29 protein-coding genes are annotated in these 24598 nt (G+C 43.7%); 22 read left to right on the top strand and 7 right to left on the bottom strand.

Annotation, left to right across the window (positions count from 1 at the left end):
• Positions 1-21 precede the first annotated feature (21 nt).
• The 15 genes from IEW70_RS12105 (at position 22) to IEW70_RS12035 (ending at position 13393) form a co-directional block, all read left to right on the top strand.
• On the top strand, positions 22-1200 hold the full coding sequence (locus IEW70_RS12105) for a CpaE/TadZ family protein (protein WP_188648183.1): 1179 nt from the start codon (positions 22-24) through the stop codon (positions 1198-1200).
• An 11-nt stretch (positions 1201-1211) separates the two neighbouring features.
• Positions 1212-2585, top strand: a complete 1374-nt coding sequence (locus tag IEW70_RS12100; RefSeq protein ID WP_188648182.1) for a TadA family conjugal transfer-associated ATPase — start codon at positions 1212-1214, stop codon at positions 2583-2585.
• Positions 2585-3511, top strand: coding sequence for a type II secretion system F family protein (locus IEW70_RS12095; protein WP_188648181.1), 927 nt, complete (start codon positions 2585-2587; stop codon positions 3509-3511). The genes IEW70_RS12100 and IEW70_RS12095 overlap by 1 nt, the downstream gene beginning before the upstream one ends.
• A gap of 14 nt (positions 3512-3525) precedes the next feature.
• A complete protein-coding gene (locus tag IEW70_RS12090) occupies positions 3526-4440 on the top strand; it encodes a type II secretion system F family protein (protein ID WP_188648180.1) in 915 nt (304 codons plus the stop codon).
• 103 nt (positions 4441-4543) lie between these two features.
• Entirely contained in the window at positions 4544-4747 is a 204-nt protein-coding gene (locus tag IEW70_RS12085; RefSeq protein ID WP_188648179.1) for a hypothetical protein, read from the top strand.
• Between the two features lie 61 nt (positions 4748-4808).
• Entirely contained in the window at positions 4809-6128 is a 1320-nt protein-coding gene (locus tag IEW70_RS12080) for a VWA domain-containing protein (RefSeq protein WP_188648178.1), read from the top strand.
• 3 nt (positions 6129-6131) lie between these two features.
• Positions 6132-6710 (top strand): flp pilus-assembly TadE/G-like family protein, encoded by a 579-nt coding sequence (locus IEW70_RS12075; RefSeq protein WP_188648177.1) that lies wholly within the window; start codon positions 6132-6134, stop codon positions 6708-6710.
• Between the two features lie 21 nt (positions 6711-6731).
• Positions 6732-7100 (top strand): TadE/TadG family type IV pilus assembly protein, encoded by a 369-nt coding sequence (locus IEW70_RS12070; RefSeq protein WP_188648176.1) that lies wholly within the window; start codon positions 6732-6734, stop codon positions 7098-7100.
• A gap of 31 nt (positions 7101-7131) precedes the next feature.
• Positions 7132-8172, top strand: a complete 1041-nt coding sequence (locus IEW70_RS12065; RefSeq protein ID WP_188648175.1) for a hypothetical protein — start codon at positions 7132-7134, stop codon at positions 8170-8172.
• A 37-nt stretch (positions 8173-8209) separates the two neighbouring features.
• The gene (locus IEW70_RS12060) at positions 8210-9004 is read left to right on the top strand and encodes a hypothetical protein (protein ID WP_188648174.1); all 795 of its coding nucleotides are present in this window, start codon (positions 8210-8212) and stop codon (positions 9002-9004) included.
• A 344-nt stretch (positions 9005-9348) separates the two neighbouring features.
• A complete protein-coding gene (locus IEW70_RS12055; protein WP_188648173.1) occupies positions 9349-9879 on the top strand; it encodes a hypothetical protein in 531 nt (176 codons plus the stop codon).
• Between the two features lie 57 nt (positions 9880-9936).
• Entirely contained in the window at positions 9937-10704 is a 768-nt protein-coding gene (locus tag IEW70_RS12050) for a polymorphic toxin type 44 domain-containing protein (RefSeq protein ID WP_188648172.1), read from the top strand.
• 26 nt (positions 10705-10730) lie between these two features.
• A complete protein-coding gene (locus tag IEW70_RS12045) occupies positions 10731-11243 on the top strand; it encodes a hypothetical protein (RefSeq protein ID WP_188648171.1) in 513 nt (170 codons plus the stop codon).
• A gap of 20 nt (positions 11244-11263) precedes the next feature.
• Positions 11264-12343 (top strand): Tle-like phospholipase domain-containing protein, encoded by a 1080-nt coding sequence (locus IEW70_RS12040; RefSeq protein ID WP_188648170.1) that lies wholly within the window; start codon positions 11264-11266, stop codon positions 12341-12343.
• 27 nt (positions 12344-12370) lie between these two features.
• The gene (locus tag IEW70_RS12035) at positions 12371-13393 is read left to right on the top strand and encodes a hypothetical protein (RefSeq protein ID WP_188648169.1); all 1023 of its coding nucleotides are present in this window, start codon (positions 12371-12373) and stop codon (positions 13391-13393) included.
• Between the two features lie 127 nt (positions 13394-13520).
• Here the strand turns inward: IEW70_RS12035 and IEW70_RS12030 are convergent, their stop codons facing one another.
• The 4 genes from IEW70_RS12030 to lepB are packed head-to-tail and all read right to left on the bottom strand — an operon-like array spanning position 13521 to position 16273.
• Positions 13521-14093: a hypothetical protein gene (locus IEW70_RS12030; RefSeq protein WP_188648168.1), complete on the bottom strand. Its 573-nt coding sequence runs from the start codon at positions 14091-14093 to the stop codon at positions 13521-13523.
• 20 nt (positions 14094-14113) lie between these two features.
• Positions 14114-15154: a hypothetical protein gene (locus IEW70_RS12025; RefSeq protein WP_188648167.1), complete on the bottom strand. Its 1041-nt coding sequence runs from the start codon at positions 15152-15154 to the stop codon at positions 14114-14116.
• 30 nt (positions 15155-15184) lie between these two features.
• Entirely contained in the window at positions 15185-15787 is a 603-nt protein-coding gene (locus IEW70_RS12020) for a Yip1 family protein (RefSeq protein ID WP_188648166.1), read from the bottom strand.
• A gap of 18 nt (positions 15788-15805) precedes the next feature.
• Complete coding sequence (lepB, locus tag IEW70_RS12015) at positions 15806-16273, bottom strand: signal peptidase I (protein ID WP_188648165.1); 468 nt, start codon at positions 16271-16273, stop codon at positions 15806-15808.
• A 254-nt stretch (positions 16274-16527) separates the two neighbouring features.
• On the opposite strand from lepB, the gene IEW70_RS12010 reads away from it, so the two are divergent.
• The 4 genes from IEW70_RS12010 to IEW70_RS18675 all read left to right on the top strand — a co-directional run bounded on the left by IEW70_RS12010 (position 16528) and on the right by IEW70_RS18675 (position 18178).
• The gene (locus IEW70_RS12010) at positions 16528-16788 is read left to right on the top strand and encodes a hypothetical protein (RefSeq protein WP_188648164.1); all 261 of its coding nucleotides are present in this window, start codon (positions 16528-16530) and stop codon (positions 16786-16788) included.
• Positions 16785-17162 (top strand): hypothetical protein, encoded by a 378-nt coding sequence (locus IEW70_RS12005; protein WP_188648163.1) that lies wholly within the window; start codon positions 16785-16787, stop codon positions 17160-17162. Before IEW70_RS12010 ends, IEW70_RS12005 begins: the two co-directional genes overlap by 4 nt.
• Before the next feature lie 562 nt (positions 17163-17724).
• Entirely contained in the window at positions 17725-18012 is a 288-nt protein-coding gene (locus IEW70_RS12000; protein WP_188648162.1) for a hypothetical protein, read from the top strand.
• A 61-nt stretch (positions 18013-18073) separates the two neighbouring features.
• Positions 18074-18178, top strand: a complete 105-nt coding sequence (locus IEW70_RS18675; protein WP_444543240.1) for a YxiF family protein — start codon at positions 18074-18076, stop codon at positions 18176-18178.
• Between the two features lie 259 nt (positions 18179-18437).
• On the opposite strand, the gene IEW70_RS11995 is transcribed toward IEW70_RS18675, so the two are convergent.
• From IEW70_RS11995 to IEW70_RS11985, 3 genes are all read right to left on the bottom strand, one after another.
• The gene (locus IEW70_RS11995; protein ID WP_188648161.1) at positions 18438-18851 is read right to left on the bottom strand and encodes a YxiG family protein; all 414 of its coding nucleotides are present in this window, start codon (positions 18849-18851) and stop codon (positions 18438-18440) included.
• Positions 18852-19121: 270 nt separating this feature from the next.
• The gene (locus tag IEW70_RS11990; RefSeq protein WP_229751961.1) at positions 19122-19541 is read right to left on the bottom strand and encodes a transposase; all 420 of its coding nucleotides are present in this window, start codon (positions 19539-19541) and stop codon (positions 19122-19124) included.
• 218 nt (positions 19542-19759) lie between these two features.
• Positions 19760-19924, bottom strand: a complete 165-nt coding sequence (locus IEW70_RS11985; RefSeq protein ID WP_188648160.1) for a transposase — start codon at positions 19922-19924, stop codon at positions 19760-19762.
• A gap of 61 nt (positions 19925-19985) precedes the next feature.
• On the opposite strand from IEW70_RS11985, the gene IEW70_RS11980 reads away from it, so the two are divergent.
• The 3 genes from IEW70_RS11980 to IEW70_RS11970 all read left to right on the top strand — a co-directional run bounded on the left by IEW70_RS11980 (position 19986) and on the right by IEW70_RS11970 (position 24432).
• A complete protein-coding gene (locus tag IEW70_RS11980) occupies positions 19986-20291 on the top strand; it encodes a hypothetical protein (RefSeq protein WP_188648159.1) in 306 nt (101 codons plus the stop codon).
• 483 nt (positions 20292-20774) lie between these two features.
• Complete coding sequence (locus tag IEW70_RS11975) at positions 20775-21677, top strand: glycine betaine ABC transporter substrate-binding protein (RefSeq protein WP_188648158.1); 903 nt, start codon at positions 20775-20777, stop codon at positions 21675-21677.
• A 574-nt stretch (positions 21678-22251) separates the two neighbouring features.
• On the top strand, positions 22252-24432 hold the full coding sequence (locus IEW70_RS11970; protein WP_188648157.1) for a tetratricopeptide repeat protein: 2181 nt from the start codon (positions 22252-22254) through the stop codon (positions 24430-24432).
• The last annotated feature ends 166 nt before the right edge of the window (positions 24433-24598 follow it).

Below are 24598 nucleotides of genomic sequence, written 5' to 3'. Positions count from 1 at the left end.
TGGGAGGTTGCCTTTATATAAATGAGCGCGGACGTAAAGCTTCTTATCATTAGTGATGACGTCGGACAAGCTGAAGAAATAAAAGCACGGGTGTCCAACATATTTCCGAACAATCAGTATCTAGCACCTCGAGAAGTAAGGCGTGAAATCGTTCGGATTCAACCGGATATCGTTTTACTGCATGAACCGAAAGACGATTCGGGGTTGCAACTCTTGCATTATATCAAAAAAGAACTGGCCTCTACGCTGGTTATCTATCTTACAGAATACCGGGATCCGATTCGGGCACGGGATGTGAACCGGGCAGGTTCCTTTGACATTTTGTTTTTGCCGGATGAAATTACTGCTTTGAGCGATGTGCTGAACCGTGCTGTGAAGGCAAAAGAGGCTAAGCAAAAGGCTGTCTCAGAAGCAACTGCTTCTTTTTCGTGGGGACGCGGTCAGGTGATTGCCTTTTATGGAGGAAAAGGGGGCTGTGGACGTAGCTTGATCGCTTCCACCTTGGCTCAAACGATTCAGCTGGATTCAAACTCCAGTGTATTGTTAGTTGACTTGAACCTACAATACGGCGGGTTGGAAACGTATATGAACGTGGAAAACTCCCGTTCAATTTACGATTTAACCCCCGTTTTGCAAGAGTTAAACGACAACCATATTCGCAATGTGACTACGATTGAACCAAACTCACAAGTGGAAGTGTTGGTCAGCCCTTGTGATGCAGAGATCGCAGAAGAGGTGACCGAGGAACATATTCAACGCTTACTTCGAGCTTCCCGATTGTATTATGACTATATTTTGGTGGACTTGCCCACTGAGATGAATGCCATCGTGTATAGTGCACTGGAAGAAGCCGATCGGATGTTTTATGTGATGAATCCCGATGCTCCTTCGATGCGAACGCTTAATCGTGTACTGGAGTTATTTAATAAGCTGGGTGTGGATCCTAATGGTCGGTTGGAAATTCTGTTGAATCGGATTTCGCGAGAGACGGAACTCACCTCAAAGGATGTCAAACAATATTTTGAATATCCCATTGTAGGTGAACTTCGGGAAGACACGAAAAAAATCCAGCAGATGATCAACCGCGGCAAGCCTTTGCGGGCTTCTCGCAGGGAACGAGGGTTGACTATTTTTTCAAAAGATATCCAAAAGCTTGCTCGTTGGCTGTTGTCTCAGGAGTCTAGTCGTTCTGTGTCATAGGAGGTCATGCCATGTCGTTGTTTAAAAGAGCGGCTAACTATAATTCAAACAATAGAAACCAGGCTGAGGTCAGAAAAGGACCCAGTAATCACACTGCAATTAATGAAACGAGAATTGAAGAGCTTGCCAATCACTTTAAAGCTCGTTTGCTAAGGGAAACAGATTTGGAAAAGCTCACAAAAATGCCCTCTTCCGAATTACGGATGACATTGGACCGTATTGTCGGTCAGTACCTGGCAGATGAACAAGTAGTGATCAGCCGGCAAGAACGGGATAAAATCATTTCAAGAATTATTGATGAATCTGTAGGTTATGGACCTTTAGAGCCGCTTTTGGAAGATGAGGAAATCACAGAAATCGCTGTTAACGGTCCTTATGAAATTTACTATGAGAAAAAAGGGAAGCTTCACAAGACAGATATCCAGTTTCGTGACGAAGAAGCGTTACGTCATGTGATCGATCGTATCGTAGCTCCCATTGGCCGACGGATTGACGTAAGCTCCCCCATGGTGGATGCACGGTTGCCGGATGGCAGCCGTGTGAACGCTGTAATTCCACCGATCAGTTTGAAAGGTTCTCTTTTGTCCATTCGTAAATTCCGAAAAGATCCTATTACCATGAAGGATCTCATTAATTTCGGTAGCTTTACACCTGAAATGGGTGAGTTTCTCAAAGCGCTGGTTAAAGCGAAGCTGAACATTATTATTTCCGGTGGTACGGGTAGCGGTAAGACGACGTTGTTGAATGCCTTAGCCAACTTTATTCCCGAGAATGAGCGGATTATCACGATTGAGGATATGGCGGAGCTTCGTATTCCTCACGGACACGTAGCAGGGATGGAGGCACGCCCTGCCAACGTAGAGGGAAAAGGGGAAGTCACGATCCGCCAGCTGGTCCGAAACGCTCTGCGGATGCGGCCCGACCGGATTATTGTCGGTGAGGTTCGTGGAGCGGAGGCCTTTGATATGTTGCAGGCGATGAATACGGGTCACGAAGGTTCTTTGACCACCGTGCACGCCAACTCCACCGATGATGCCCTTCGTCGTTTGGAAGGGATGGTAATGATGTCTAGTGCTGAATTACCGGCATCCTTGATTCGTGAATATCTGGTGGGAGCGATTGATTACATCATTCAGATCTCCCGGTTGCCGGATGGTCAGCGGAAGATGCTAACGATCGCGGAACTGCAGAAAAAAGAGGACGGCTCCTTTAAGATGGTGGATATCTTCCGGTTTGAACAAACCCACGTAAACGATGAGGGAGTAGTTCAAGGATACCATACTGCCTCAGGTGTCATCCCTCAATGCTTGAAACGATTGAAGGCATACGGTACTCCTGTGGATCCCGCCATTTTTGAACCGGCTCGACAAAGGAGCAGTGTCTGATGGCAATAGCAATAATAGGAGCTGCCGCGGTTTTTTGTGGTATCTGGGCGTTGTACTATCGGTTTCAAGTATTGAAAGAAAAGAAAGTCACTACAGAGCGTGTCAGCAACTGGTTGTACCAAGCCCGTAAGCAATTAAGCTGGTCAGATGAACTGGTGGAGCGGCTGGATGAAATGAATTGGGCCAAAAATCTGGCCCCGAAGCTGGAGCGGGCAAGTATCAGCCTTCGACCGGCAGAGTACGGAGTTCTTATGGTTGCGGCAGGGGCTGCTTTAGCAGCATTGCTCATTTACGGAATGGGGGCCCGCCCCTTGCTCTCCGTCAGTTTGGCCACCACTGTCACGCCTTTTGCTTCCAACTGGTTTTTGAAGTCCCGGCGCAATGTATATGCCGCACGTATTGATGCACAGCTGTCGGAAGCTTGCCGCCTGCTGAGCAGTGCAGCCCAAGCCGGGCTTTCTATCCCGCAGGGTTTGGAGATCGTGGTCAAGGAAATGCCGAACCCGATCCGAGGCGAACTGAGCACGGTGGTGCGGGAAGTACAACTGGGAAGGGATATTGAAAGTGCGCTAAAAGACCTTCTAAAAAGGGTTTCCAGTCGAGACCTGCAGGTTTTTGTCAACGCTTTAATTATCCAGCGCCGTGCCGGTGGGAACCTGGCCAAAGTTTTGGCTGAAATGGCACGGACGATGGAAGAGAGAAAAATTATTCACCAAACAATTAAGGCATATACGTCCCAATCCCGTTATACGGCATACATGCTGCCGCTGGCTTCAATGATCGTGATGTTTGTGATGAGCAAGATGGTGGAGGGTTTTAACCTGTTGTTTGAGCACCCTCTCGGTTATCTTGTCCTGTTTATATTTGCAGCCTTGCAATTATTAGGAATTGTTCTCGTGAAAAAGATTTCCGACATCCGCGTTTAAAGGGTGTGTTTGGCGTGACGGGTTTAATATACCTGGTGACCTTAGGTTGTTTTGTTTGTGTGATCGTTTTAGCGTCCTCCTATGTTTCCTACCGAAAACAAGAGGAAGAAATCCGAAACCACCTAGAGCAGGACAAGGTGGCACAGGTAAAAAAGAAAAGCCTGGATCAGTTGAGCTTTATCTTGAAATGGAGTGACAAGTTCGCTCCCATCGGTGAAAAGATCCACCTGTTAAGTGAACCGTTGGAGCTGGAGGATCATCTGATTAAGGCAGGTTATCCTTACAATCTGTCGGTTCGGGACATACAAGGGTTGAAAGTGTTTGGAGCTTTGTCTGGATTGGCAATTTTCTTCCCTTATTACCTGATGGGTTTACCTCTGGGTGCTTTTCTTTTTGTCACCTTTTTTATCGGGGGTTATCTGGCTCCGATCCTGTGGATTCGTTATCTGGCAAAAAAACGCCAGGCAGAGATTCGCTATGAATTGCCTGACTTTCTCGATATGATGAGTATTACGCTGCAAGCCGGGATGGGCTTGGATGAAGCACTCAAATATTATGTCCAAACTTCCCGGGGGCCGTTGAGTGAAGAGATCGACCGGTTAAATCAGGAGATCAGCTTCGGGGTTCAAAGGGAAACGGCTTATCGTGCACTTTTGAAACGGACCTCTTCCCCTGAGTTGGAAGGATTGATCCAATCTTTAATCCAGGCGCACAACTTGGGAACTCCGATTTCGGAGACATTTGCTCAACAAGCGGAGGAAATGCGGCGGATGCGCTCCGAGCAGGCCAAGGAGGCGGCAGGGAAAGCGGGTCCGCAGATCACTGTAGTTAGTAGCATCGTCATCGCCCCCTCCATCTTAGTAGTCATCATCGGGGTGATGATCCTCCAATTTGTGGTTGGCGGCAGCAATATGTTTGACGTGAATTAATTAAAGGAGGTGAGTGACAAAAGAGTCGCACCCCTGATCTAATTCTGATGTTATCATGATGGCTTTTTATCTTGATATTTAAATTAGAACGGAGGAATTTTTTATGAAAAACGTTTTGCTGAAAACTTATGCAAAGTATAAAGTGGCCATGATGAACCGTAAAGGTTCCCAAACCCTGGAGTACATCTTTTTGATTGCCGGTGTGATTGCTGTTGCTGCTCTGTTAAAAACCGTGTTGGGCGGTGAGGAGGTTTCGGGTGAGCTAAAAAGTAAGGTTAAAGAATGGATTAGTAATGCCGATAAGTAATATTGTTGTTAGGTTTAGGGGATCTCCCTAAACCTTCCATTCTTTTATTGGAGGGATGTTCTTGTTACATACTACCTTTTCTCGCCTAGGCGCCCTATTGATCGCTGCGTCTCTTATTGTAACCTCGGCTTGCTCCGCGCCAACCAACTCCAATAATGAAAAGCAAGCGGAAAAACAGGCCAATAAACCCCCAAAAGCCGCTAAGGATATTAAAGGGATGCTGACAGAAGGTCCCGGTCAATACGCGGGGGATAAGTATGATGCAGAAAAGTTGAAGAAGATGGTGAGCAAATGGCCGAAGGATATGTCGGGGGAAGAAGCCTACAGCCGGTTGATTCAACTGGTAGCGGAAGATTATGAGCCTTATGTCAAGCGATATGATGCTCTGGATCCCAAAGTGCAGCTGGACAAGAAAGGTCCAAATGCTGGAGCTGGACCCGATGGGAAAACAGCCAAAAAACTGAACGTCGCCGTTTTGGTTGACTCCAGCGGCAGTATGGCCGGCAAAGTGAACGGCGGCGTAAAAATGGATTTGGCGAAGCAGGCAGTCAAGGAGTTTGCATCCCAGTTGCCTGAAGGCGTGAATGTCAGCTTGCAAGTATATGGTCATAAAGGGACCAACAGCAAGGCAGACAAAGTGGAGTCCTGCAAAAGCACCGAAGAGGTTTATCCGATGGGTCCTTACAATGAAGCAAAGTTTAACAAATCACTGAATCAATTTAAACCCGCTGGGTGGACTCCGCTGGCTGCGTCGATTCGTTCTGCCAAAGAAAGCTTCCCATCCCAGTCCGGAGAAAATGTGGAAAACCTGATTTATGTGGTAAGCGACGGGGTGGAAACCTGTGACGGGGATCCGGTAAAAGAAGCAAAGACCCTGAACCAATCCAATGTGAAGGCCGTTGTCAACATTATTGGCTTTGATGTGGACAGCCAGGCACAAGAAGCATTGAAAAAGGCTGCGGAAGCGGGAGGCGGAACATATGAAACGGTTAATACCGCCGACGATTTGCAGCAACGTCTGGAAGAAGAGAAGGAACGCCTGAAGAAAGAATGGTGGGAATGGGCGGAAAAAAATTACGATAAAAACAGCAATGAATCCTCCAAAAAGCTGGATGAGCTCCGAGATATTAATGACGGTATGAGAGAGAAATATCGGCAGGAAAACGATCGCCTGCATGAATTGAAGGATGTATTGTCTGGAAAACTGGAAGATTACTGGAAATTGGACGAATTAATTAAAGATCGATTCTGGAAACTGGATGAATATAATATTGATCGATTTAAAAAGTTAGAAAAAGCTCGTAAGGATTCTTTCTGGGATAACGAAAGTTACATTAAAGATAAATATGACCGAAATACTTCCTCCGGGGAGGAAAAATAGAGGATGAAAGATTCTCTTCTATTCGTTTTACAGAAAAAAAAGGGTGGCGCCTCCATGGCCTGGGTGGCGTCCATCCCTGTATTTATGGTTGTCTTTTTATTCCTTGCCACCCTGGCAACAGTAATGATGGATTATTCCGCCGCCAATCAAGCCGCAGAAGCAGGCAGTATCGCCGCCACAAAAAAACTGGATGAGTGGTTGCTGCAGGATCAAAACGTTCAGAACGGTTTGGATAAAATTGTTCCGGAAAATACACCGTTGGATGATACGACGGTTGGTGAACAACTCAATCAGATGGACAAAAAGTTGTTGGCAAAGATTGCTGAAAAAATGTTGGAACAAAGAGAAGACGAAATGAGAGAAACGGTCCGGGAATATGTACTAAAAAACGGTGGAGAGCCTCATGGTGTCATCGTCTTTCCGGTGCATGACAACCATATTCATGTAGAAGCAAAAAAAGATTTCCACTCGATGATCTTTGCCGATTTTTTTAAAGATGAAAAGATCGAAGGGGAAGGCCTGGGTCCGGAACGAGAATACTTAAGTGTTTTCCAAGATAAACAGTTTAAAATTGAATATTAATCGTGACCGGAGGTTCATGTTATGAGCTGGTTCACTCAATTAAAAAACAAAAAAGGGTCTGTCACGATCGAATTCATGTTTTTGATTCCGTTGTTTATGTTTATGGCATTATTCATTTGGCAAGTGGTGATTGCCGGTTTAGCGGTGATGAATACACAGACGGCTTTGCAAGATGCCGTGCGTGTCGCTTCGATTACGGAAGACGAAGATGCCGCCAGGGAACAGGCGTACAAAACATTCGGGAACCCATCCAGCTATAAGCTGAGCAACCTATCAATCGATGTTCAAAATGATCGAGCTGTCGTGACCGCTAAGACGGATATCGATGTGCTGTTTATGTCTTCTACGATCAGCTATACCAAAACGGCTCAGGCACCGGTTTTAAAATGAAATCACAATTGAATATACAAGGGGGAGAATGATGAGTTTAAAAAAACACCGCCGTTTTTTGGCGATTTCGGTATTGTGTATGTATGTGGCTCTCTTGCTCTCACCGTTTTTATCTGTAGGAAATGTCGCAGCTTCCCCGACGCTTAATCCTCCGGAATTAAATCCCCCGGATCTTAATGAGAACTCACCGGACTTAAAATCACCTGATTTACAATCACCAGACTTGCAATCACCGGACCTTCAAGGTACGGAACTGAACGGTGACCACCCTACATTTAATAGTCCTACTATCGATTCTGCACTTGGGACATTAAATGATATGTCCGGAGAAGAGATGATAAATAAAGCTAGCGATTGGACCAACCTTATATCGGCCACAATCACTGCCATACAGGGTGCGCAATTTGCTGGTGATGCTTTGGATGGATACAAATACTATAAGTTGTTAAAAACGCATTTCAAGAGCTTCGCTGACATGAAAGAAGCTTGGAATGCAATGATGGAAGATGACAGTCTAGAAGATTTGAAAAATCAAAAAAGCTATAAAGATAGATTTAAACTATTAAGTAAGTATGCTGGTAAAGGGAAGGAATTTTGGAGTAAAATCACTAAAACTGCAGATCTAGCCGAAGCATATGAGAGTGGTGTTTTTGGCAAAAAAGTAAAATGGCTTGCCAAATCAGGAGCTTTAAAGGTTCTTGGTAAAGCCAGTCCCATTTTCGCTGTGTATGAAACGGCATCGAGTACAGTGGACGCTGTAGCTAACTTTGCCAATGGCGAGGTGAATGCGGGTATTGCCAGTACGGGTGAGGCATTGATGGCTGGCTCTGCATTGTTGGCCGCTTCCGGGGTAGGAGCGCCCGTTGCTGCTGGTGTTGCCGTGGCGGGTGGTGCATTATGGGTCGGAGCAAAAATCTATGAACACCGGGCGTTTATAGGTAAAGCAGCAAGTGCTATTTACAATGCGACGCCGGTTGGACAGGCAGTGGGTGCTGTAAAATCAGCGGTGAGTGATGGAGTAAAGAATGTGGCAGAAAAAGCCATCGACACAGTAAAAGGTTGGTTTGGTTAAAGGCCCGGTAATCAGTAAAGGGAAGGGTTGATTAATTATGCTTACGGAAGAGGGGCTCCCAAAACATATTAAGGAACAGGTTAAAAATTTCTTATGTGAACAAGACACAAAATACCAAGTATTTCCGTCCAAGATTCAAATAAATAATCAGCTTTATTACTATTTTGTTTTTATACCTTCGCAGCAAACATTGGTTCTCAGAGATGATGGTTCAGTGCCCACAAAAGGGGAGGCAAAAGATATTGCTTTCTTAGCCTCTGCTTATAATACATCTTATAAACACTTTATAGGGATTGGATTTAAGTGGGTTAAAGGTCATGATCGGAAAGGTTTGGAGAAATTACATGTGATGTTGCAGTCAGCTGTAAAAAGCTTGGAACATCAAGCACCTTCCCAAGTAAAAGATGCATTGAGAGAATTCGCTTCCCTCCCTGCCAAGATTATGGAATATCAACGAAAGCTGGAGGAAGCAGTTGAGAAAGGAATAGACCAAGCTGGTATAACCAACGATAGAGAACTGGTAACAGAAGAGGATTATAAAATTATCCGAGAGTATAACCGCCAAATGGTGATCTGTGCCTTTGAACAAAATGAAATACAACTAAAAACAGAGAAGCAAAGAAAGATTGTCCTAAATTATTTAGTGAAAAAGCCAAGGTACTGGCCGCTCTATCTTTATTTAAAGTGGCATGACTTGAAAATGTTGTCAAAGTCTAAAACGAATCACTTTGAAAGAGACGAAGTGAAACAATTAATCTCAAAAGAGGATCGACCTTTGGAAGAAAATGAGTTGGCAACGAAAAAGATCAAGAAGCTGAGAAACCCTGACTGAGGTGTGTCAGGAAATTGGAGAGCTCGTAAGTGATGGGGAGAGTGGGTGAGTCGATGAAGATCTATTGGCTTTGTATGAGATCGGAGACGGCCACTCTATAAAACAATCTATCAGACAGATTTTATAAGGTGGACAGAATCTAAGAAGGTGATCTAATGTTTCGTGAATGTCTGGATTTATATAAAAGTAACCTGGGCAAGATTTTTCTTATCTCGATCACGGTCGTGTTTCCGGCAGTTTTTCTATACGCTTTTGTGGTAAACTACCTTACCTTTCCTTTAGACGTATTTTTTATACCGGTATTACCACATATAATTAACCTGTTTTTTACCGTGATCTGTTTCATGTTTATTCAGATTCCTTTTGCCAATATGGCTTTACAATACGCGCGAACAGGGGAAGTGAAAACTTCCAAAGTATATGGGGACCTGCTTCGTTATGGTTTTTCTATTTATGTTGTAAGTATCTTGTTTGCCTTCTTGATCACTTTGGGTTCGATGCTGTTCTTGCTGCTGGGGTTGATATTGCTCATCCTCTTTCAGAGTGTAGTTGTTACGGCAGTGGTGGATGATAAAACCGGGTGGCAGGGAGTGAAGCAATCCTTTGCCTTTGGAAAGGCTCATTTTTTCAAATTACTGGGTTGGATGCTCTTATTTGTACTGGGTGATTTTATTGTAAGCTTTATCTTGTCTTTTATTGCGATCGCCACGACCAACTTGACTCTGATCGCAAACCTGGCGTTGGCTATATCCACCGCTTTGACGCTGTCGCTTTTTGTTTTTGCCGTTACGTATCAATATTTGGATTGGATACAAGATGAACCGGTCAATGATCCTGCAGAGGATGTTGGACAACCCGTGTTATCCAACTTTTAAGGAGGCCTCAAAGGAGGCCTTTCTTTTTCCTTGACAACTGAATAACGGAGGAGCCATATGACAAGAACAAAAGTTTTTGTTGGGGTGCTGGTATTTACTCTCGTTTTAATACTGTGTTTTGGTACCACCGTACATGCGGGATCTCCCACTTTAAATCCACCTGAATTAAACCCTCCGGAGTTAAATCCACCCGATTTAAAAGCTCCGGATATACATACAGACAATCATCCATCTTCCAGCCAGGACAATACGCCTTCGGGGACGAATCAACCGGCCTTGGATTTTACCCGTGGGGATACATCCATCGATTTTATTCACAAAGAAATTATCAAAAATCTCGATTCAAAAGAGCTCAAAGAAATAAAAAATGATTGGAACTGTTGCTGGGGGCTGAAAAAGCCTAAGGCTTTATATAAGTTTTACCAGGTGGTAAAGGCCAATGGACCTTGGGATCATAAACCACAGTTGCAAAAGCTAATGAACCTTAGAAAAATCGATGACTTTTATTACCCCATCAAAGGGGATAACCAACATGAATACTTTTACGATCTATACTCCAATATTCACTATGCCTATATCGGTAGAGCGGCGGGGTTACCGGAGTCTTTGTTAACACGAGCCTCCAATGTTCATTTACCGGGTGTGGGGCGAACCGATCCGGGGGACAACATCTCCTTGGATATTGGCTATGAATTGTATGACAAACATAAAGGGGATCCTTCCAAATTAACCGCTGAAGAGATTCGGCAAGCCATTTTGGCTAAACGGAAGAAGTATGAAAGCGTAGAAACAACACAGGTTCAAGGAATTAAAGATGGGAAATAACTTCCGATAGTAGAGGGGAGATAAGTATGAAGGCACCTTTAGGTCTTCGTATATTAGCCATTATAGAAATACTATATGGGGCGCTTGTAACCATTTTGCAATCCCTTCAACTCAGTGGACAGTTGGGAATACCTCAATCCGTTTGCACCGGATTTGGTGGTTGCACTCCATTTGTTGTAACGGTTCCTTATTTGCTTTTTATCATTGTATTTATTGGATTGCCCCCTTTGCTTGGTGGTATTCTTTTATTTTTTAGAAAGCAATGGGGTTGGTGGTTAAGTGGGGGGTACTTGATTTATTTATCCCTTTCAGAACTTACAATCTTGGTCAGGTCATTGGTTACAGGGGCACAAGGTTGGGAGATTAGTGCCATATATATTTTGCTCATTCTCTGCATTCTGCTCTACCTTTTTTCGAATAAAGTCAGAGAAGCGGTTGAGGTAGAAGCTTTTGAGTTAATGAAAATATTAGGGTTGATAGGGTTATCAGTATGTATATTAAGTTCCTATGAAGCGATTATTCGTATGTCATCCATATAAATCAAAGGGGGAAAATTTCGTTGGAGGGCGGTAAACGATTCATTTTATTGCTGTTTGTATGTTTGATGGCTTTCTCTATAAACAACGCATACGCTGCTTCCCCTACGTTGAACCCGCCAGAATTAAATCCACCTGAGCTCAATCCACCTGAGCTCCATCCGCCAAAACAAGATATACACCAAAAGAAGCTCAAAGCGCCTCCTAAAGGAGTGGATGGTGCTGCCCCTACTTTTGCTGATCGTAAGGTACCGGAAAAAAAGAAAAAACAGGCGCAAAGCTTAAATGAAGTCGATGTTACCCATGAGCAGCTTATGGAGTTGGCGGACCTATCTTATGAGAAAGATGGAAAATTAACAAACGAGCAATTGCAAGAGTTGATGGGGAAAGAATGGTCGATTGCAGGACGTGATTATAATCCGGAGACAGGATTTGCAGCACTTGCATTTAAAAATCATAAAACAGGTGAAATCGTTGTAGCTTATCGTGGATCAGACGAACCGGTGGATTTTACAAAAACCAACTCAAAAATCTTTTTACAATTGCCTGCAACCCAGTTGAAAGATGCAAGAAACTTTGCCAATCAGATAAAAAAGGTGTATGGTTCTTCTAACTCCATCGTGTTTACAGGTCATTCCCTAGGGGGGTTTTTGGCGCAAAAGATGGCGGCTGAAAACAATATGCAGGCTGTTACATACAATGCTCCGGGAATGAAGCCAAAGCCCTTACGTAATGCACCCAGTGCGAAAGTGTTTTATGATTTCCTGAGATCTGCTTCGAATCCCAATATGAACGGATTAGATGATCTGAAAAATATAACCGGCCAATACGACGACGATATCGTAAATTATGTAGATAAGGATGATATTGTCGGGACATATGGTGTTCACTATGGTAGGGTAATTATGACCGATGAAGGGGAAAAACCAAGAGAAGTTACTGACTATTCGTTGTTCAGGCAGTTTGAAGATCAAGTACCATTCAAAGCGTTCCGACAAAGCGATCAGTTGTTGCCGGGCAACGGAGGTTGGGGGAACTTCCGGGATCACGATATGAAAGTGTTTAAAGAACATTTTAAGGATGGATATATTCATGCCGAATAATTCGTGCGTTAGTGGGGGTGAGACTGCATGCGAATATTACTGGTTATACTGTTTACCTTGTTACATCCTGGTATTGCCCAGATATACAATGGACGCCGTTGGAAAGGAATCGGTTTGATTGGTATTACCTTTATTGTGACAGCTTTTAAATTGTCTTTGGGGTTTATTCCTGTGGCGCTGTTGTACATTATTGGCATCATTGACGCGATTGTGGATGCGGTTCGTTTAAATAAAGGGCAGATCGACACACTGGAAGGGAAGAATATTTGGGTTGAAGTAGTGGTTGCCTTGATTATCGCTGTACCTGTCACTTATATGATCAACGAGTTTGTAACGAAAGAAGACGGAGAAGGGTTGACGAGTCCTGCGCCACAATCCGAACAGATAACTCAAGCCGACCAGCAAAAGGTACAAAAAGAAGCAATAGCGTACTTAAAAAAGAAATATAAACGGGACTTCACAGTATGGGATGTTGAATATGTCTGGCAAACAGATAAGTACCTGATGAAAGCCAAAGCAAAAACAGAGCCAGACGTCACGTTTTCGGTCATTCAATCGGATAAACAGTTTAAAGATACCTTGTTAGGTACGCTATGGTCTGAACAAGCAAAACAAGAGCTAACGCCTGTATTTCAAAAAAGCTTTCCCCAATATTCCAGCTTTCGTACGGAAATCGGCTTTGATCCATCACTTAAAAATCAAGCCGTACAAGGCGGTAAAATCCCCGATTACAAAGAAATACGGCAACGTTCGGATGACTACAATCAGCATATTACGGTTTACGTCATTCGGACATTAACACGAAACAACCAGACAGATGAGATGAAAAAAGTGCTGCGTTTTATCAATTACCTCAACAAAAACAACATCAATGCCACCATTGAAATCCGGTATTATCATGAAAGCTTACTCCAAAATGGTGTAAAGCAAGTGAATATAGATAACGAAGGGGACCATATCAACTTTCTGCAATACATGTTTGAGTCTGATGATGTGTCTCAAGTCAAGACGTTGAAAGATGTAGAGGCAGGGTTTAGGAGTGTGAAATAGAAGGTTTCTAACATTACTTACCGAATAAAAAAGGCTTCTGTATTTTTACAGAAGCCTTTTTATTGTATGGTTTCCGGGCTATATAGAGGTTATTCAAATTATATCTGTATGATTAGACAAGACATTACTATTCAAGCTCTCCATCTAATAATTTTTCGATGTATTTTTCATCTTTAGTGATTACAATAGTAGATGGAAAAATATGTTGACCAATATAAATTAATTGGTTATTTCGTTTAAATAATATTGCTTCATCAACTTCAACATCAAGCAGGCCATTTAAGTTATCCTTATAGCTATTAACTTCTATAGAAGAGAAGGAGTCTTCTTCTTTAGTAAATATATCATACAAAAACAGATCTTTTGTGTTTGCAATTTCATCTACTTTATATATCAGTTTCCCATAAAAAACTTTAGTATTGTTACCTTTTTTAATTATTTCAAATTCTCTCCAACCTTCATATACGCTAATTCCAAACACTTCATCACGATCTACCCCAAAATCTTCAATAACCCCTTCTATAGTATATAATATATCTTGATCTGTCTTTAGAAATACAGTACTACAAGTAAAAGTATCTTTATGATCTTTAGAAGCTTTAGAGATATCTTTTATTAGATATATCTCTATTTTCTTAGCTTTTCTTATTTCTGTCATTATCTTATTACTCAACTTCAGGTTGATTTTGCTGTTTTTCAACTTCTCACCCCCACTGTATATCAAAAATGTATATCTTCATATACTCCATTTTTCCATACATCGAGGTTTGTTTTACCATCACTTCTTAATCTCAATTGCATTATTCTGTTACCATTTTTATCGTAAATAATTTTAAAAGTTGTGTTGCCTCTTGTCTCTACTTCTACCTTATTACCTTGTGAGTATTGTTTAAAAATACTCTCTGCTTTTTTTCTTCCACCTGGCATATCGGTATTTATTCTTGACAACTTGCCTTTTTTATACTTGGGTACGGGATTATTACCAAACAAATTATAGTCTTTGTTGTCAACTGTTATTGTTTTAGGTTTATCTTTACCGTTACTATTACTCTTTTGTGATATGGAACAACCATTAGAATCATCATCAGAATCCATCTTTTTCTTTTGAGCACAAGCAAGCCCGATCGCAAAGTCGTCGACCTTAGAGAGAACTTTGCTGCCAAATTTCAATCCTTTTGAACCATACTTGTATCCTTTTCCCACTCCAATGGGAATTCCGCTAATAAAGCGGTCGGCTCTATCTAACAAACCGAGCTTATCACCGGTTTTATTGTCGGTCCCTGTGACGCCGGATTTTAAATCATCCCAGAACCACCAACCGATCGGGTTGGTGACGGCATATTCAACTTCGCTTTTGATTCCGGCTTTAATTTCGTTTTTTGCTGCAACGGCAGTATCTTTAATATATTTACCTTTACGCGCAAACCAATCTTTTACTTCGGACAGGAAACCCGAAAACCCTTTTTCTTTTTTACTTGGCTCGGTTTCCGTTTTTTTGGGACTTTTCTTTTTATCTTTCTTGTTTTTCTCATCTTTTTTGTCTTTTTCGGGTGAATTTTTATCTGGAACCGTTGGTTTTATCTCGGGCGATTGAATATCCGGAGGGTTTAACTCCGGAGGATTTAACTCCGGAGGGTTCAGTGTTGGTGATGCTTCAGCCTGATTGATCGACCCTAATGGGAAAATAGAAGTGAAAACGAACGCGCACAAAACGAAAACGGTGATCGATCTAATCATTATGGACGTTATGAACTTTTTCAAAGAGTATCCCTTCCTTATTGTATCTCGCTTTTATGCGATGATGGCTACCGACACCAACACAACAGCAAGAATCAGAGGAATAACAATAATCGATATAAAACCTTTCCAGGCGGAAAAACCATGGAGTTCGCTTAGAACCTGGGAAAGGATATAGAGATTCCATACGTTAATAATTACTTCCAAAATTGCGAATAGGAAAAAGAGACCAAGTAACGTCATGCTACTATCCAATACAGGTGTAGCCGAAGTGAACATTTCCCCACCAAACAAGAACAGCTGTGGAATCCAGAGGATCAACTTAAGTAAAAGGGGAATGGAGCACCAAGCAATTCCTGTTCGTGTTTCCTTCCAAGAACCGTGGCCGCCCAACCACCGAGCGGTTATATGTGCCATTCCGCTGTAAAAAAACCAGGCAAGCAAACCAATGATGGGGCCGATGACGAGTGCAGAGAATAAAATATAAGAAAAACCGGTTCGGTCTCCTAAGTTGTTGTTGGCAGCTTGATCGAGACGCAAGCTTACTCCTGCAAGCAGTACAAGAATGATATATAAGCTGGAGTTGGATTGTAATAGTTCGGAAACAGTATCACGAGGTTTGAGCCAAATAGACTTGAATGCTTCTGTAAAACTCACGCAAGACACTCCTTTTTTTTAGTACGCAATGAGGACTCCACGAATTTTATCTTTGACGATGGGTCCCATATCTCGGCTGTCCAGGCTGTTTGTGCGGTTGTCGCTGAGAACAAACACGGCATTCTCTGGTACCTTTACCGGACCAAAATCTTGAAAACTCGGTTTTGTTTTAAGATACTCTTCTTTTAACGGTTTCTTATTTACATAAACGGTATTGTTTTTTCCTTCTACCGTATCTCCTTCAATGGCGACTACGCGTTTTATGAAGTGATACGAGCCATGACTAAAGACAATGATTTCTCCTGGTTTTGGACTATGATCCCACTTTAACAGAGTAACGGTGCCGCCGTTTTTCAAAGAAGGCTCCATACTGGTACCCGACACCCTGTAGAAACCAAACGTTTGAAAGAATAGAAGTATCAGAGCCGCAAAAGACAAGATAACAATCAAAATAATGAGCCAGACTTTTTTCCAGTTTATCGTCAATCCATACTCGACCTCCTCCAAATAATACGTATTTGAGACAATTTCTATTATTGCACAGTAAATATTGGTTTCCAAGCGCCTGAATATTGTTAGGTCTAAAATAGTACTTTAGAATAGCAGTAGTAAATATATAGGTCTTTTGTGTTGTGATTAACACATAGAAGAAGCAACCCCGAAAAGACAGACAATGGCATGCAGTTTGTACCCACATACCATCCCAACCAGGTCCCTTTGAGTGCTTACTCCGGGGCGGAATGGTTGTATTTAAACCAGCTAAGGGCATCAAAATTGCTGGTAAATTAGGTGGGAATGCGCTATCTGCCGGGAAGAGCAAGCTAGATGACCTTGCTCGGAAGGGCAAAAAGGCGGCATGTGCTTGTCCGCGAGTAAAAACTAATATTAAAAATACTCGGGGTACAGGAAAAGAGCTTATAAGAGAAATTGAAGCTGGTGGACATAGAAATCTGGACATGGTTATAATCGTCTTCACGCAACAGGGAGTGGAAAATTTGTGAGCTACATTCCTGACCTTTTTGAAAAATTGATTTTTCTACACAAAAATTATGAGCCAGAAAAAGAAAAAGATATTCAAAAATTATACGATGTATTAAAAGAGGAAATCAAAAAAGAAACAGATCCAGATGTAATTATCGAAGCAATAAACAAAGATATTAGTGATCTAATGTATTTAAGTACCTCTTTCATGTTTGAGGTATACCAAAGAGCAATTGAGTTAAATCCGATGAATGTACGTTTAATAGAAAGTTTTGTAGATTATGTTGATATACACAGTGGTCCGGATTGGGAAGTGGAAGTAAATCAAATTCGAGATTTATTGAGAAGTAATTGTATAGAAAAGGCTGCTCAAGTTGCTCTACAAATCGACTAATAAATGGGATAAATTTGCTCAACTTTTATTTCATAGTAAGGAAAAATAATCAGTCTATTTGTATATCCACTATATATATAAAGCTGTAAGCTAAGTGTTGCAGCACTGACAATGGCCCAGATGACAATCCAGCTCCTCGCCCAGAAAGAAGCCGGATCAAGGGTCAAACAAACCATCCAGTCCGCCACTTCCACTTCCGCCAAAAAAGGATCAAGGATTTTGGGGTCAAGCCAAGGATTACGTTACATCCGGTCAAGTATTAAAGGATACAGGATATATAGTGAAGAAAACAGAAGATTTCCTCATCCTGGATGATGTGTCGGGTTGGTAAAGTGATGGAAGGCCATCAGATGGAACTCGGTGAGCAAGGACTCAGCTGTGTGTCCATTATTCCCGCAGGAAATGTGGTCAAGGGTGTAAAACTAGGGCTGTCAGCGATCTAAGGAAGCTGGATAAGGGTCTAAGAGAGTAAAGCAGGAGAAAAGCCTTTAGAGGAGAAGAGGATAGTCGATGAATTGGTTGATAGTGGGAAGAAAATGATTAGGTGAAGGGAGTGAATCTTGTGTTTCAAATTAAGTATAGGATTAGCGAAAAAGAATATGAAGAATTAGAAGAAATGGATAAAAAATCATGGAACGAAAGAGGTTATCCAGATTTAGAAGGTCAGTTTTGTTTGTGTTTTGATAATGAAACTTTAGGATTTTACGATGAAGATTTACCAATTTATAATGAATTTAAAGCAGAGTTAGATCGGAAGGCGAAAAAATTACTTAAGGAAGTTCAAGAAATAAATCCAGCCATTATAACACAACACCCTTTTAATCAATTAGTCTCTTATGTAGGCAATTAGATTATTTTTAATGGCATTAGCGGTAAGAAAAAATATATTATAGAACGCAGAGGAGATAAATTTGGTTACTGATGATTTGAGTTTTGGAATCTGTGTTGAAAGAACAGAATATCATTATGAACTTAGTACTTGGGGGTTCCGACCCAGTAATAAATATAAACTTTGAAATAACCCAATACAATTCACCTCCAATCCATTCTGGGTGCACTTGGTACTTACCGTCTCAAAAAAGGATTTATTCTTCTAAGGCTCCTTCAACCCTGAATAAAGGTCTTCGACATTTCCATCTAGCTCTTTGATGATTTGTTCTATAAGGTTATAGACATTCATAGGTACGCTATTGTCTTTCGGATAACTGATAAAGGGCTTCGGAGAGTTCCACGTCTGTACAGGCTTTTGTTGTTTCATATAAGTGGAGCAAATTATTAAAATACGTGACCATTAATAACGATTTGATCAGCTTCAATCAATAAAGCACTATCCCCAACTTCTATTACAAAATTAAGTTGTGATTTGTATTGCCGGAACCAGTTGTTATCAACTTTTAAATTCATTTCTAACTCATTGTTTTCAAATGAAATAGAGGTGAGCTCTAAATAAAATCCTTCTTCCTCCTTTTCATCATCTATTACGTTTTTAATTTTAAGAGCATTTTTTAACAATGGATTACTAAAATATAGTGCTGTTACGTTCTTAAAGAGTAGGAGATATTCATTTTTAATTGCTTTTTCAATTGTTACGATGTCCATTTTTATTGTTGACTTGTATAAATCGAATTCAAAATTCCTAATGATACCTCCCCAAAGATCATCTAAAGCTTCTTTAAGCTTACAAGACATATTGATATCACCTCATTAATACTAACTCAATAAAAGGAGGCTGTTGAAAAAGGCAGCAGGTTAGCAGTTTCACCTGACAGTAATATTTGTTAATTTTAGTAAAGCACTAACTTGGAAACCTCATTTATTTCTTTAATCTGTTTAAAAGCAAAATCATAATCTGCATAGTTTGGACCGAAACATAGGATGCAATGTTTGTAAAACTCTTTTGCGCCAAGCAATATGGCTTCGTAAAATGGCTTTTTGGGTAAACGTGTTTATCAATACAATCTATTTCAAAATTCGATTTACGCACCATAAAATAAGTGCAACCAAATAAAAGGCTTTGTAGATATGTAAATAACGCTCATATCGAACGACCAACCGACGGTAGTTATCCATCCATCCAAAGCAACGTTCAACGATCCAACGGCGACGGTATCCCTGCCCTACGTGAATCGGTCGACCTCGTCGCGGCTTTTTCCTGTTTCGGTCAAAGGAAGGAATGGTAGTCTTGATCCCCCTCTTCCGAAAACTCTTGCGGAACGAACGGCTATCGTAGGCTTTATCAGCGACCAGTTCCTTGGGACGTGTCCAGGGACGCCCCCTTTTCTTCGGTACACGAATGCTTTGCAAGGTCGGTTCCGCCAATCGAATTTCATGGTGCTGTGCACCTGTCCAGATGTAAACCAATCGGCAATCCGTTGCCATCAGCCGAAATCATCACTTTGGTCCCTTTACCCACCTTGGTTTTTCCAATCCCATCTCCCCTTTTTTAGCGGGGACAAGGCTGCCATCAGAAAGGCTTGAACCCACTCGATTTTTTCTTCGGCATCTAATTGGCTCAGCAAGGCACGACAAATTCGCTCCCACGTTCCGTCTTCCGACCATTCTTTCAGCCGTCGCCAACAGGTCGTGGGAGAACCGTACTACCGGGGCAAATCCGCCCAGGCACATCCCGTTTTCAGCACGTATAAAATCCCGTTCAGGGTTTTTCTCGGATCGGCGGGTGGACGGCCGGGACCGGATTTTGGTTTGGGAAGCAATTCAATTACAGCCCACTGTTCGTCGGTTAGCTCGTGTCTCGTACTCATACTTTGATTCTACATTGGAAGATCATGTTTTTGAAATAGCTTGTAGAAAGAAAGGGTTAGTATGGAAAATAAAATTGACATGCTGGAGAAACTTTTAGTAGGTGATGAAGGGTTGTTAATATCCCTTAGATTTGGTGATGGGTTAAATAAAAATAACTTGGAAAAAGTATTTAATATATTAGAGACACTTGCAGAAGAGTGGTCAGATGAACATTGTATACCAAAAAAAGCAGTAGATTTATTTGTAGATATATACCCTGTGATGGTGTCTGCATGTAAATTGTATGACAAAAAAGAAGAAATGGAGATTTTGAATGCTGCAGATAAGATTATGGATTTAATAAGGGAGTGTGTGAGAATTAGATAATTTATAGAGGTGAATGGAATTAAGTCAAGCACACAGCTTATATAAACACTTACCTCCACTGTTTCAACTGTTTAAGCAAATCGAATTCATTAATGATGTTTCGCATATACCATCTATGGACGTGGTTGCCTCCACCTAAGACAGATTGCGCTCCGCTATAAAATAGATCGATGACTACAGGGGCAAACGGGACCAGCAGATCCTGGATGTGATGACGAAGATTCACAGTCAACGGGAAGAGGAAATCGAACGCAAAGGGAACGACATGCTGAATCAGTGAAGAAGATTCCCCCGCACCCACAGATGCGGGGGATTTGTTTGGGACATCCTCGTCCTTTCAGCCATTCTGCGAACCCGCTACCTTCCCTCACCTATTCCACTCTAACTCTACGGCATACGCTCTATCCCCGCTTCACCCTATTTGACATCCCCCGCCGATTTACATAACGTTGACGGGAACATGCTCAGGGGAGTTGAGTGGAAATGAAAAAGCGGCGGACGCAATTCATTATTCTCCTTGTTATATACGCCATCGTCATCGGTTTGTATCACGGGATCGGGGGAGAGAAAATGAACTTGGAGGCGGGAGACGACAAAGGCTCGATCAAGATCGGGTATAACAACTGGGCGGAAAGCATCGCCACCGCACATATGTGGAAGATCATCTTGGAGAAAAAGGGGTACGAAGTGGAGCTGGTCCGGTTGGAAAAAGCTCCGACTTGGGCGGGGACGGCCAGTGGGGATGTCGACATCGTGCCCGAGGTATGGCTTCCCAACACGGACAAACCGTACTATGAGAAGTACAAAGATCAGGTGGAGTTGCATGAGGTGTGGTACAAAGGAACCAACCTGGGTCTGGTGGTACCTACCTATATGAAGGATATCAACACCATGGAAGACCTGAAAAAACCCAAGTTCCAGAAAGAGCTTCAGCGGGACGGGAAGCCTTCCATCGTCGGGATCGACTCGGGGGCCAGCTTGATGAGTTTGACGGAAAAAGCGATTAAGGATTACAAGCTGCCCTACAACCTGATCGAGAGCTCGGAGCCGGCGATGCTGTCGGAGCTGGAAAAAGCCATCAAGAATAAGGAGCCGATCGTGGTCACCCTGTGGAATCCGCATTGGTCTTTCTCGGAATATGATCTCAAGTATCTCAAAGACAGCAAAAATGTCTACGGAGATCGGGAAAACATCCGCTACATGACCCGAAAAGGCTTTACCAAGGATCACCCGGAAGTGGTGAAATGGTTTAACCAGTGGGAGATGGATGATCACACCCTGGGTACCTTGATGGCGGAAGTGGAAAATACAAAGGGAGATCCGGAACAAGGCGTCCGCAAATGGATGGAGAAGCACCCGGATCTCATCAAACAGTGGACGAAATAAACCTGCCTGCACCCGGCCTGTCGGTCGGGTGTTTTCATGGTAGTGGCAAAGCGGAGTCGGCCCAGTCAGAACCCCGGCACGTACGGCGCGTTGATCGGCCATGGTGTTTTCCTCCAAGCGAAATCTGCTATCATCATGTAACATTTTCCACTTGAAACCATTTCCCCTCTTTCTTTTAAGGAAAAATCCAACAAGGAAAAAACCCCGGAATACAGGGGGTTTGCGGTAAAAAAGGGTGTCCTGCCTGAAGGGTTCATGGTAAAATAATAGGCAAGATGTTATATGTAGAACGGTGACGAAAGTTTGCGGGTTTTGTCCGTTTCTTGTTAAGGAGTTCATTTTACATACTTCTGTGAATGGAAATGGGAACCAAAGGCAAGGAAATCCCAGCTGTTTGAAAATGAGGTATCGGCGGGCTTCTTTGGCAAGTCTTGCAGGGCTTCGCCTCAACAACAAACAAATAAAAATCGAGTCTGAAACTTTTCCGTTTTGTGCAGATAAATCCGAAGATTCCCATCGATGGGCGTTTGGCCCGGGATGGGACAATCCTGTGTGTGAAGGAGAAAGAAGGAGTATGAAGATTTGGCAGAAAGGCGAGTGGATTCGTGATACATATGAAGTGTTAAATGTTTTTCCGTTTGTGCAAGGGGTTTTATATTATACGCAGGTATCCGGCGCGAAAGACGGAGAAGAGGAAGCGCCGCGGCGCACACGGTTCATCCATGCGCTGGATGTGCGCTATCTCAACCGGAACGCCAAGCTGGACACGTTGCTGAAGCGGGATCGATCGGCCTTTTTCCCGCTTCGGGGACTGTTTGTGGAAGAGGGAGTGCTGTATCAGGTATTCAATCGGCTGGATGGGACGCTGTTGGCTCATCATCTGTACCGGAGCGTTCCCCTCTCATTGGAGAAAACGGTACATATCGTAAAGCAGATCACCAAGCATTTGATGCAGCTGTACCAGTCGGGACAGTTTACTGTGGTACATCCGCAGAACATGCTGCTGACAGGTGATGAAGTCCGCTTCCTGTACGGCGGGCCGTCCAATGTGTTGCCGAAGGGCATCCGTTCCAAAAGTTCTGCTGCCGGTTCCGGGCGGGTGAACGTACAAGCGCTGGATGCTTATTCACTCGGTGCATTGGCCTATATTATGCTGACGGGTACAAGTCCCGACGCCGGAGGACAGATCAAACCGATTCGTACATTCCGTCGGGATGTGCCTCCGCAACTGGAACAGTTTATCCTTCATGCGTTGTCGCTGGACCCCGGCCAACGTCCCACGGTGTCTCATCTGTGGGAGTGGATCAAGGAGAAGGAGATGCGGCGGGAAGGGGGCGAGCTCCTAAAAAAAAAAGCTGAAGCTTTCCCGGGCCGGACCGCCGGCCTGATCGCTTCCGACATCTTCAGCCAGCAGGTGGCGGCAAAGGATCAGCCCCGTGTTACCTCTCAAAGCGCGTCGCCCGGTGACTGGGAGGGATGGTCCGCCGGCGATCTGGACGGCGCGGCACCAAGTGCGTCGAAACGGGCATCGAAGCCGGCTGCCAAAGAGCTGACTCTGACACAGAAGGCCAATGATGCGACTGAGAAGTTGCAACCCGTATGGCACCGGACGGAACCCCTTCCCGAAGAGACTCCTTCCCGTTCCGGCAGCCCGCAGGTGACGGAGGACAGCTCCCGGGAGCTGCCTGCCCGCGGTGAACGAAAAGGAAACCGTCGCAAGACCAAGGTATGGATTGCTTCTACGGCGGCAGGGGTGTTGCTCCTCCTCGGAGCCGGCGGGGCGGTAGTGTACTCCGTGACCCAGGATTCCTCGGCGGACCAGGCGGCCGCTTCTCAGACGGAAAAGGCGGCCAAAGCCTATGCCAAGTCGGTCCAGTTTTATCAGGAAGGGAAGCTGGATGAAGCCGTCTCCTTCGGCAAGCAAGCGGTCAAGGCGGCGCCCAAAGAAAAAGAGTACTTGTTGCACCTGGGGGATTTGTACCGTGCCAAACGGGACTACACCACAGGGATCAAAACGCTGGAAGCCGGTGTGAAGCGCATCCCTGATGCTGAAGTGTATGATCAATTGGCCATGATGGCCCTGTCCGCCAACGAGATGGACAAGGCAAATCAAGCGATCGACCAAGCCATCGCCAAAGATCCGGACAACGGCGAGTACGTCTTCCACAAAGGGAAAATTTTTGGTGTCCAAAAAGAGTACGAACGCGCTATCGACTACATCATTCAAGCGATCGAGAGAGAGCCGGACAATGCGCTGTATTATCATGATTTGGCCGTATTTCTGCTGGATCAGGGAAAATATGCGGATGCCAAAGCAAACGCCATCAAAGCTACCAAGCTGGATCCCAAACGCAGCGAGTATTGGTTGACGACGGGTGTTATTTATTTGGAGGATCGAAAACAGGTGGGGAAGGATAAGTCCCTTTCCGCCAAGGAGAGATCCGCCCAACGCCAGGGATTGGCCAATAAAGCCCTGCAGTATCTGGTAAAAGCCGTACAGCTGGATCCACAGAGCGGTATCGCCCGCTACCATCTCTCTGTCGCCCAGTATTACCTCGGTCAATATAAAAACGCAGCCCACTCCGCTGCCAAAGCGGTGGAGATCAGTCCTAAAACGGCCCTCTTCCAGTACCAGCTGGGAATTACCTTATTCAAGCTGGGAGAGAAGGATCAGGCGGCGGAGTGCTTCCAGACGGCTGCCAACCTGGAACCCGGCAACAGCACCTACCAAAAGGCGGCACAGTCGGCACAATAAAGCCGGTATGGGGAATAGGGGGAGAATTGTCATACCGGCAGGTGAGGTGATTTCCCGTCAACGCGGCATGGCTGTCTACCCGGAAAACATGACGGATCATGGACTCGCAAGATCCTTCCTTCCCCCTGTGCCCCCGTCTTTTTTGGAAGTGGCAGTGGACAAGAGA

Origin of the sequence: Marinithermofilum abyssi, assembly GCF_014641195.1 — a bacterium.
Taxonomy (GTDB): domain Bacteria; phylum Bacillota; class Bacilli; order Thermoactinomycetales; family DSM-45169; genus Marinithermofilum; species Marinithermofilum abyssi.
The sequence above is the reverse complement of the archived record's forward strand: the minus strand, read 5'-3'. Positions and strand labels throughout refer to the sequence as shown.

What these genes read in the sequence shown, in the direction of transcription:
- IEW70_RS12105 (WP_188648183.1), top strand. Translation starts at nt 22, where the DNA reads ATGAGCGCGGACGTAAAGCTTCTTATCATTAGTGATGACGTCGGACAA.
- IEW70_RS12100 (WP_188648182.1), top strand. Translation starts at nt 1,212, where the DNA reads ATGTCGTTGTTTAAAAGAGCGGCTAACTATAATTCAAACAATAGAAAC.
- IEW70_RS12095 (WP_188648181.1), top strand. Translation starts at nt 2,585, where the DNA reads ATGGCAATAGCAATAATAGGAGCTGCCGCGGTTTTTTGTGGTATCTGG.
- IEW70_RS12085 (WP_188648179.1), top strand. Translation starts at nt 4,544, where the DNA reads ATGAAAAACGTTTTGCTGAAAACTTATGCAAAGTATAAAGTGGCCATG.
- IEW70_RS12075 (WP_188648177.1), top strand. Translation starts at nt 6,132, where the DNA reads ATGAAAGATTCTCTTCTATTCGTTTTACAGAAAAAAAAGGGTGGCGCC.
- IEW70_RS12070 (WP_188648176.1), top strand. Translation starts at nt 6,732, where the DNA reads ATGAGCTGGTTCACTCAATTAAAAAACAAAAAAGGGTCTGTCACGATC.
- IEW70_RS12065 (WP_188648175.1), top strand. Translation starts at nt 7,132, where the DNA reads ATGAGTTTAAAAAAACACCGCCGTTTTTTGGCGATTTCGGTATTGTGT.
- IEW70_RS12060 (WP_188648174.1), top strand. Translation starts at nt 8,210, where the DNA reads ATGCTTACGGAAGAGGGGCTCCCAAAACATATTAAGGAACAGGTTAAA.
- IEW70_RS12055 (WP_188648173.1), top strand. Translation starts at nt 9,349, where the DNA reads ATGTTTATTCAGATTCCTTTTGCCAATATGGCTTTACAATACGCGCGA.
- IEW70_RS12050 (WP_188648172.1), top strand. Translation starts at nt 9,937, where the DNA reads ATGACAAGAACAAAAGTTTTTGTTGGGGTGCTGGTATTTACTCTCGTT.
- IEW70_RS12045 (WP_188648171.1), top strand. Translation starts at nt 10,731, where the DNA reads ATGAAGGCACCTTTAGGTCTTCGTATATTAGCCATTATAGAAATACTA.
- IEW70_RS12035 (WP_188648169.1), top strand. Translation starts at nt 12,371, where the DNA reads ATGCGAATATTACTGGTTATACTGTTTACCTTGTTACATCCTGGTATT.
- IEW70_RS12010 (WP_188648164.1), top strand. Translation starts at nt 16,528, where the DNA reads ATGGTTGTATTTAAACCAGCTAAGGGCATCAAAATTGCTGGTAAATTA.
- IEW70_RS11995 (WP_188648161.1), bottom strand. Translation starts at nt 18,851, where the DNA reads ATGTCTTGTAAGCTTAAAGAAGCTTTAGATGATCTTTGGGGAGGTATC.
- IEW70_RS11990 (WP_229751961.1), bottom strand. Translation starts at nt 19,541, where the DNA reads ATGGCAACGGATTGCCGATTGGTTTACATCTGGACAGGTGCACAGCAC.
- IEW70_RS11985 (WP_188648160.1), bottom strand. Translation starts at nt 19,924, where the DNA reads ATGAGTACGAGACACGAGCTAACCGACGAACAGTGGGCTGTAATTGAA.
- IEW70_RS11980 (WP_188648159.1), top strand. Translation starts at nt 19,986, where the DNA reads ATGGAAAATAAAATTGACATGCTGGAGAAACTTTTAGTAGGTGATGAA.
- IEW70_RS11975 (WP_188648158.1), top strand. Translation starts at nt 20,775, where the DNA reads ATGAAAAAGCGGCGGACGCAATTCATTATTCTCCTTGTTATATACGCC.
- IEW70_RS11970 (WP_188648157.1), top strand. Translation starts at nt 22,252, where the DNA reads ATGAAGATTTGGCAGAAAGGCGAGTGGATTCGTGATACATATGAAGTG.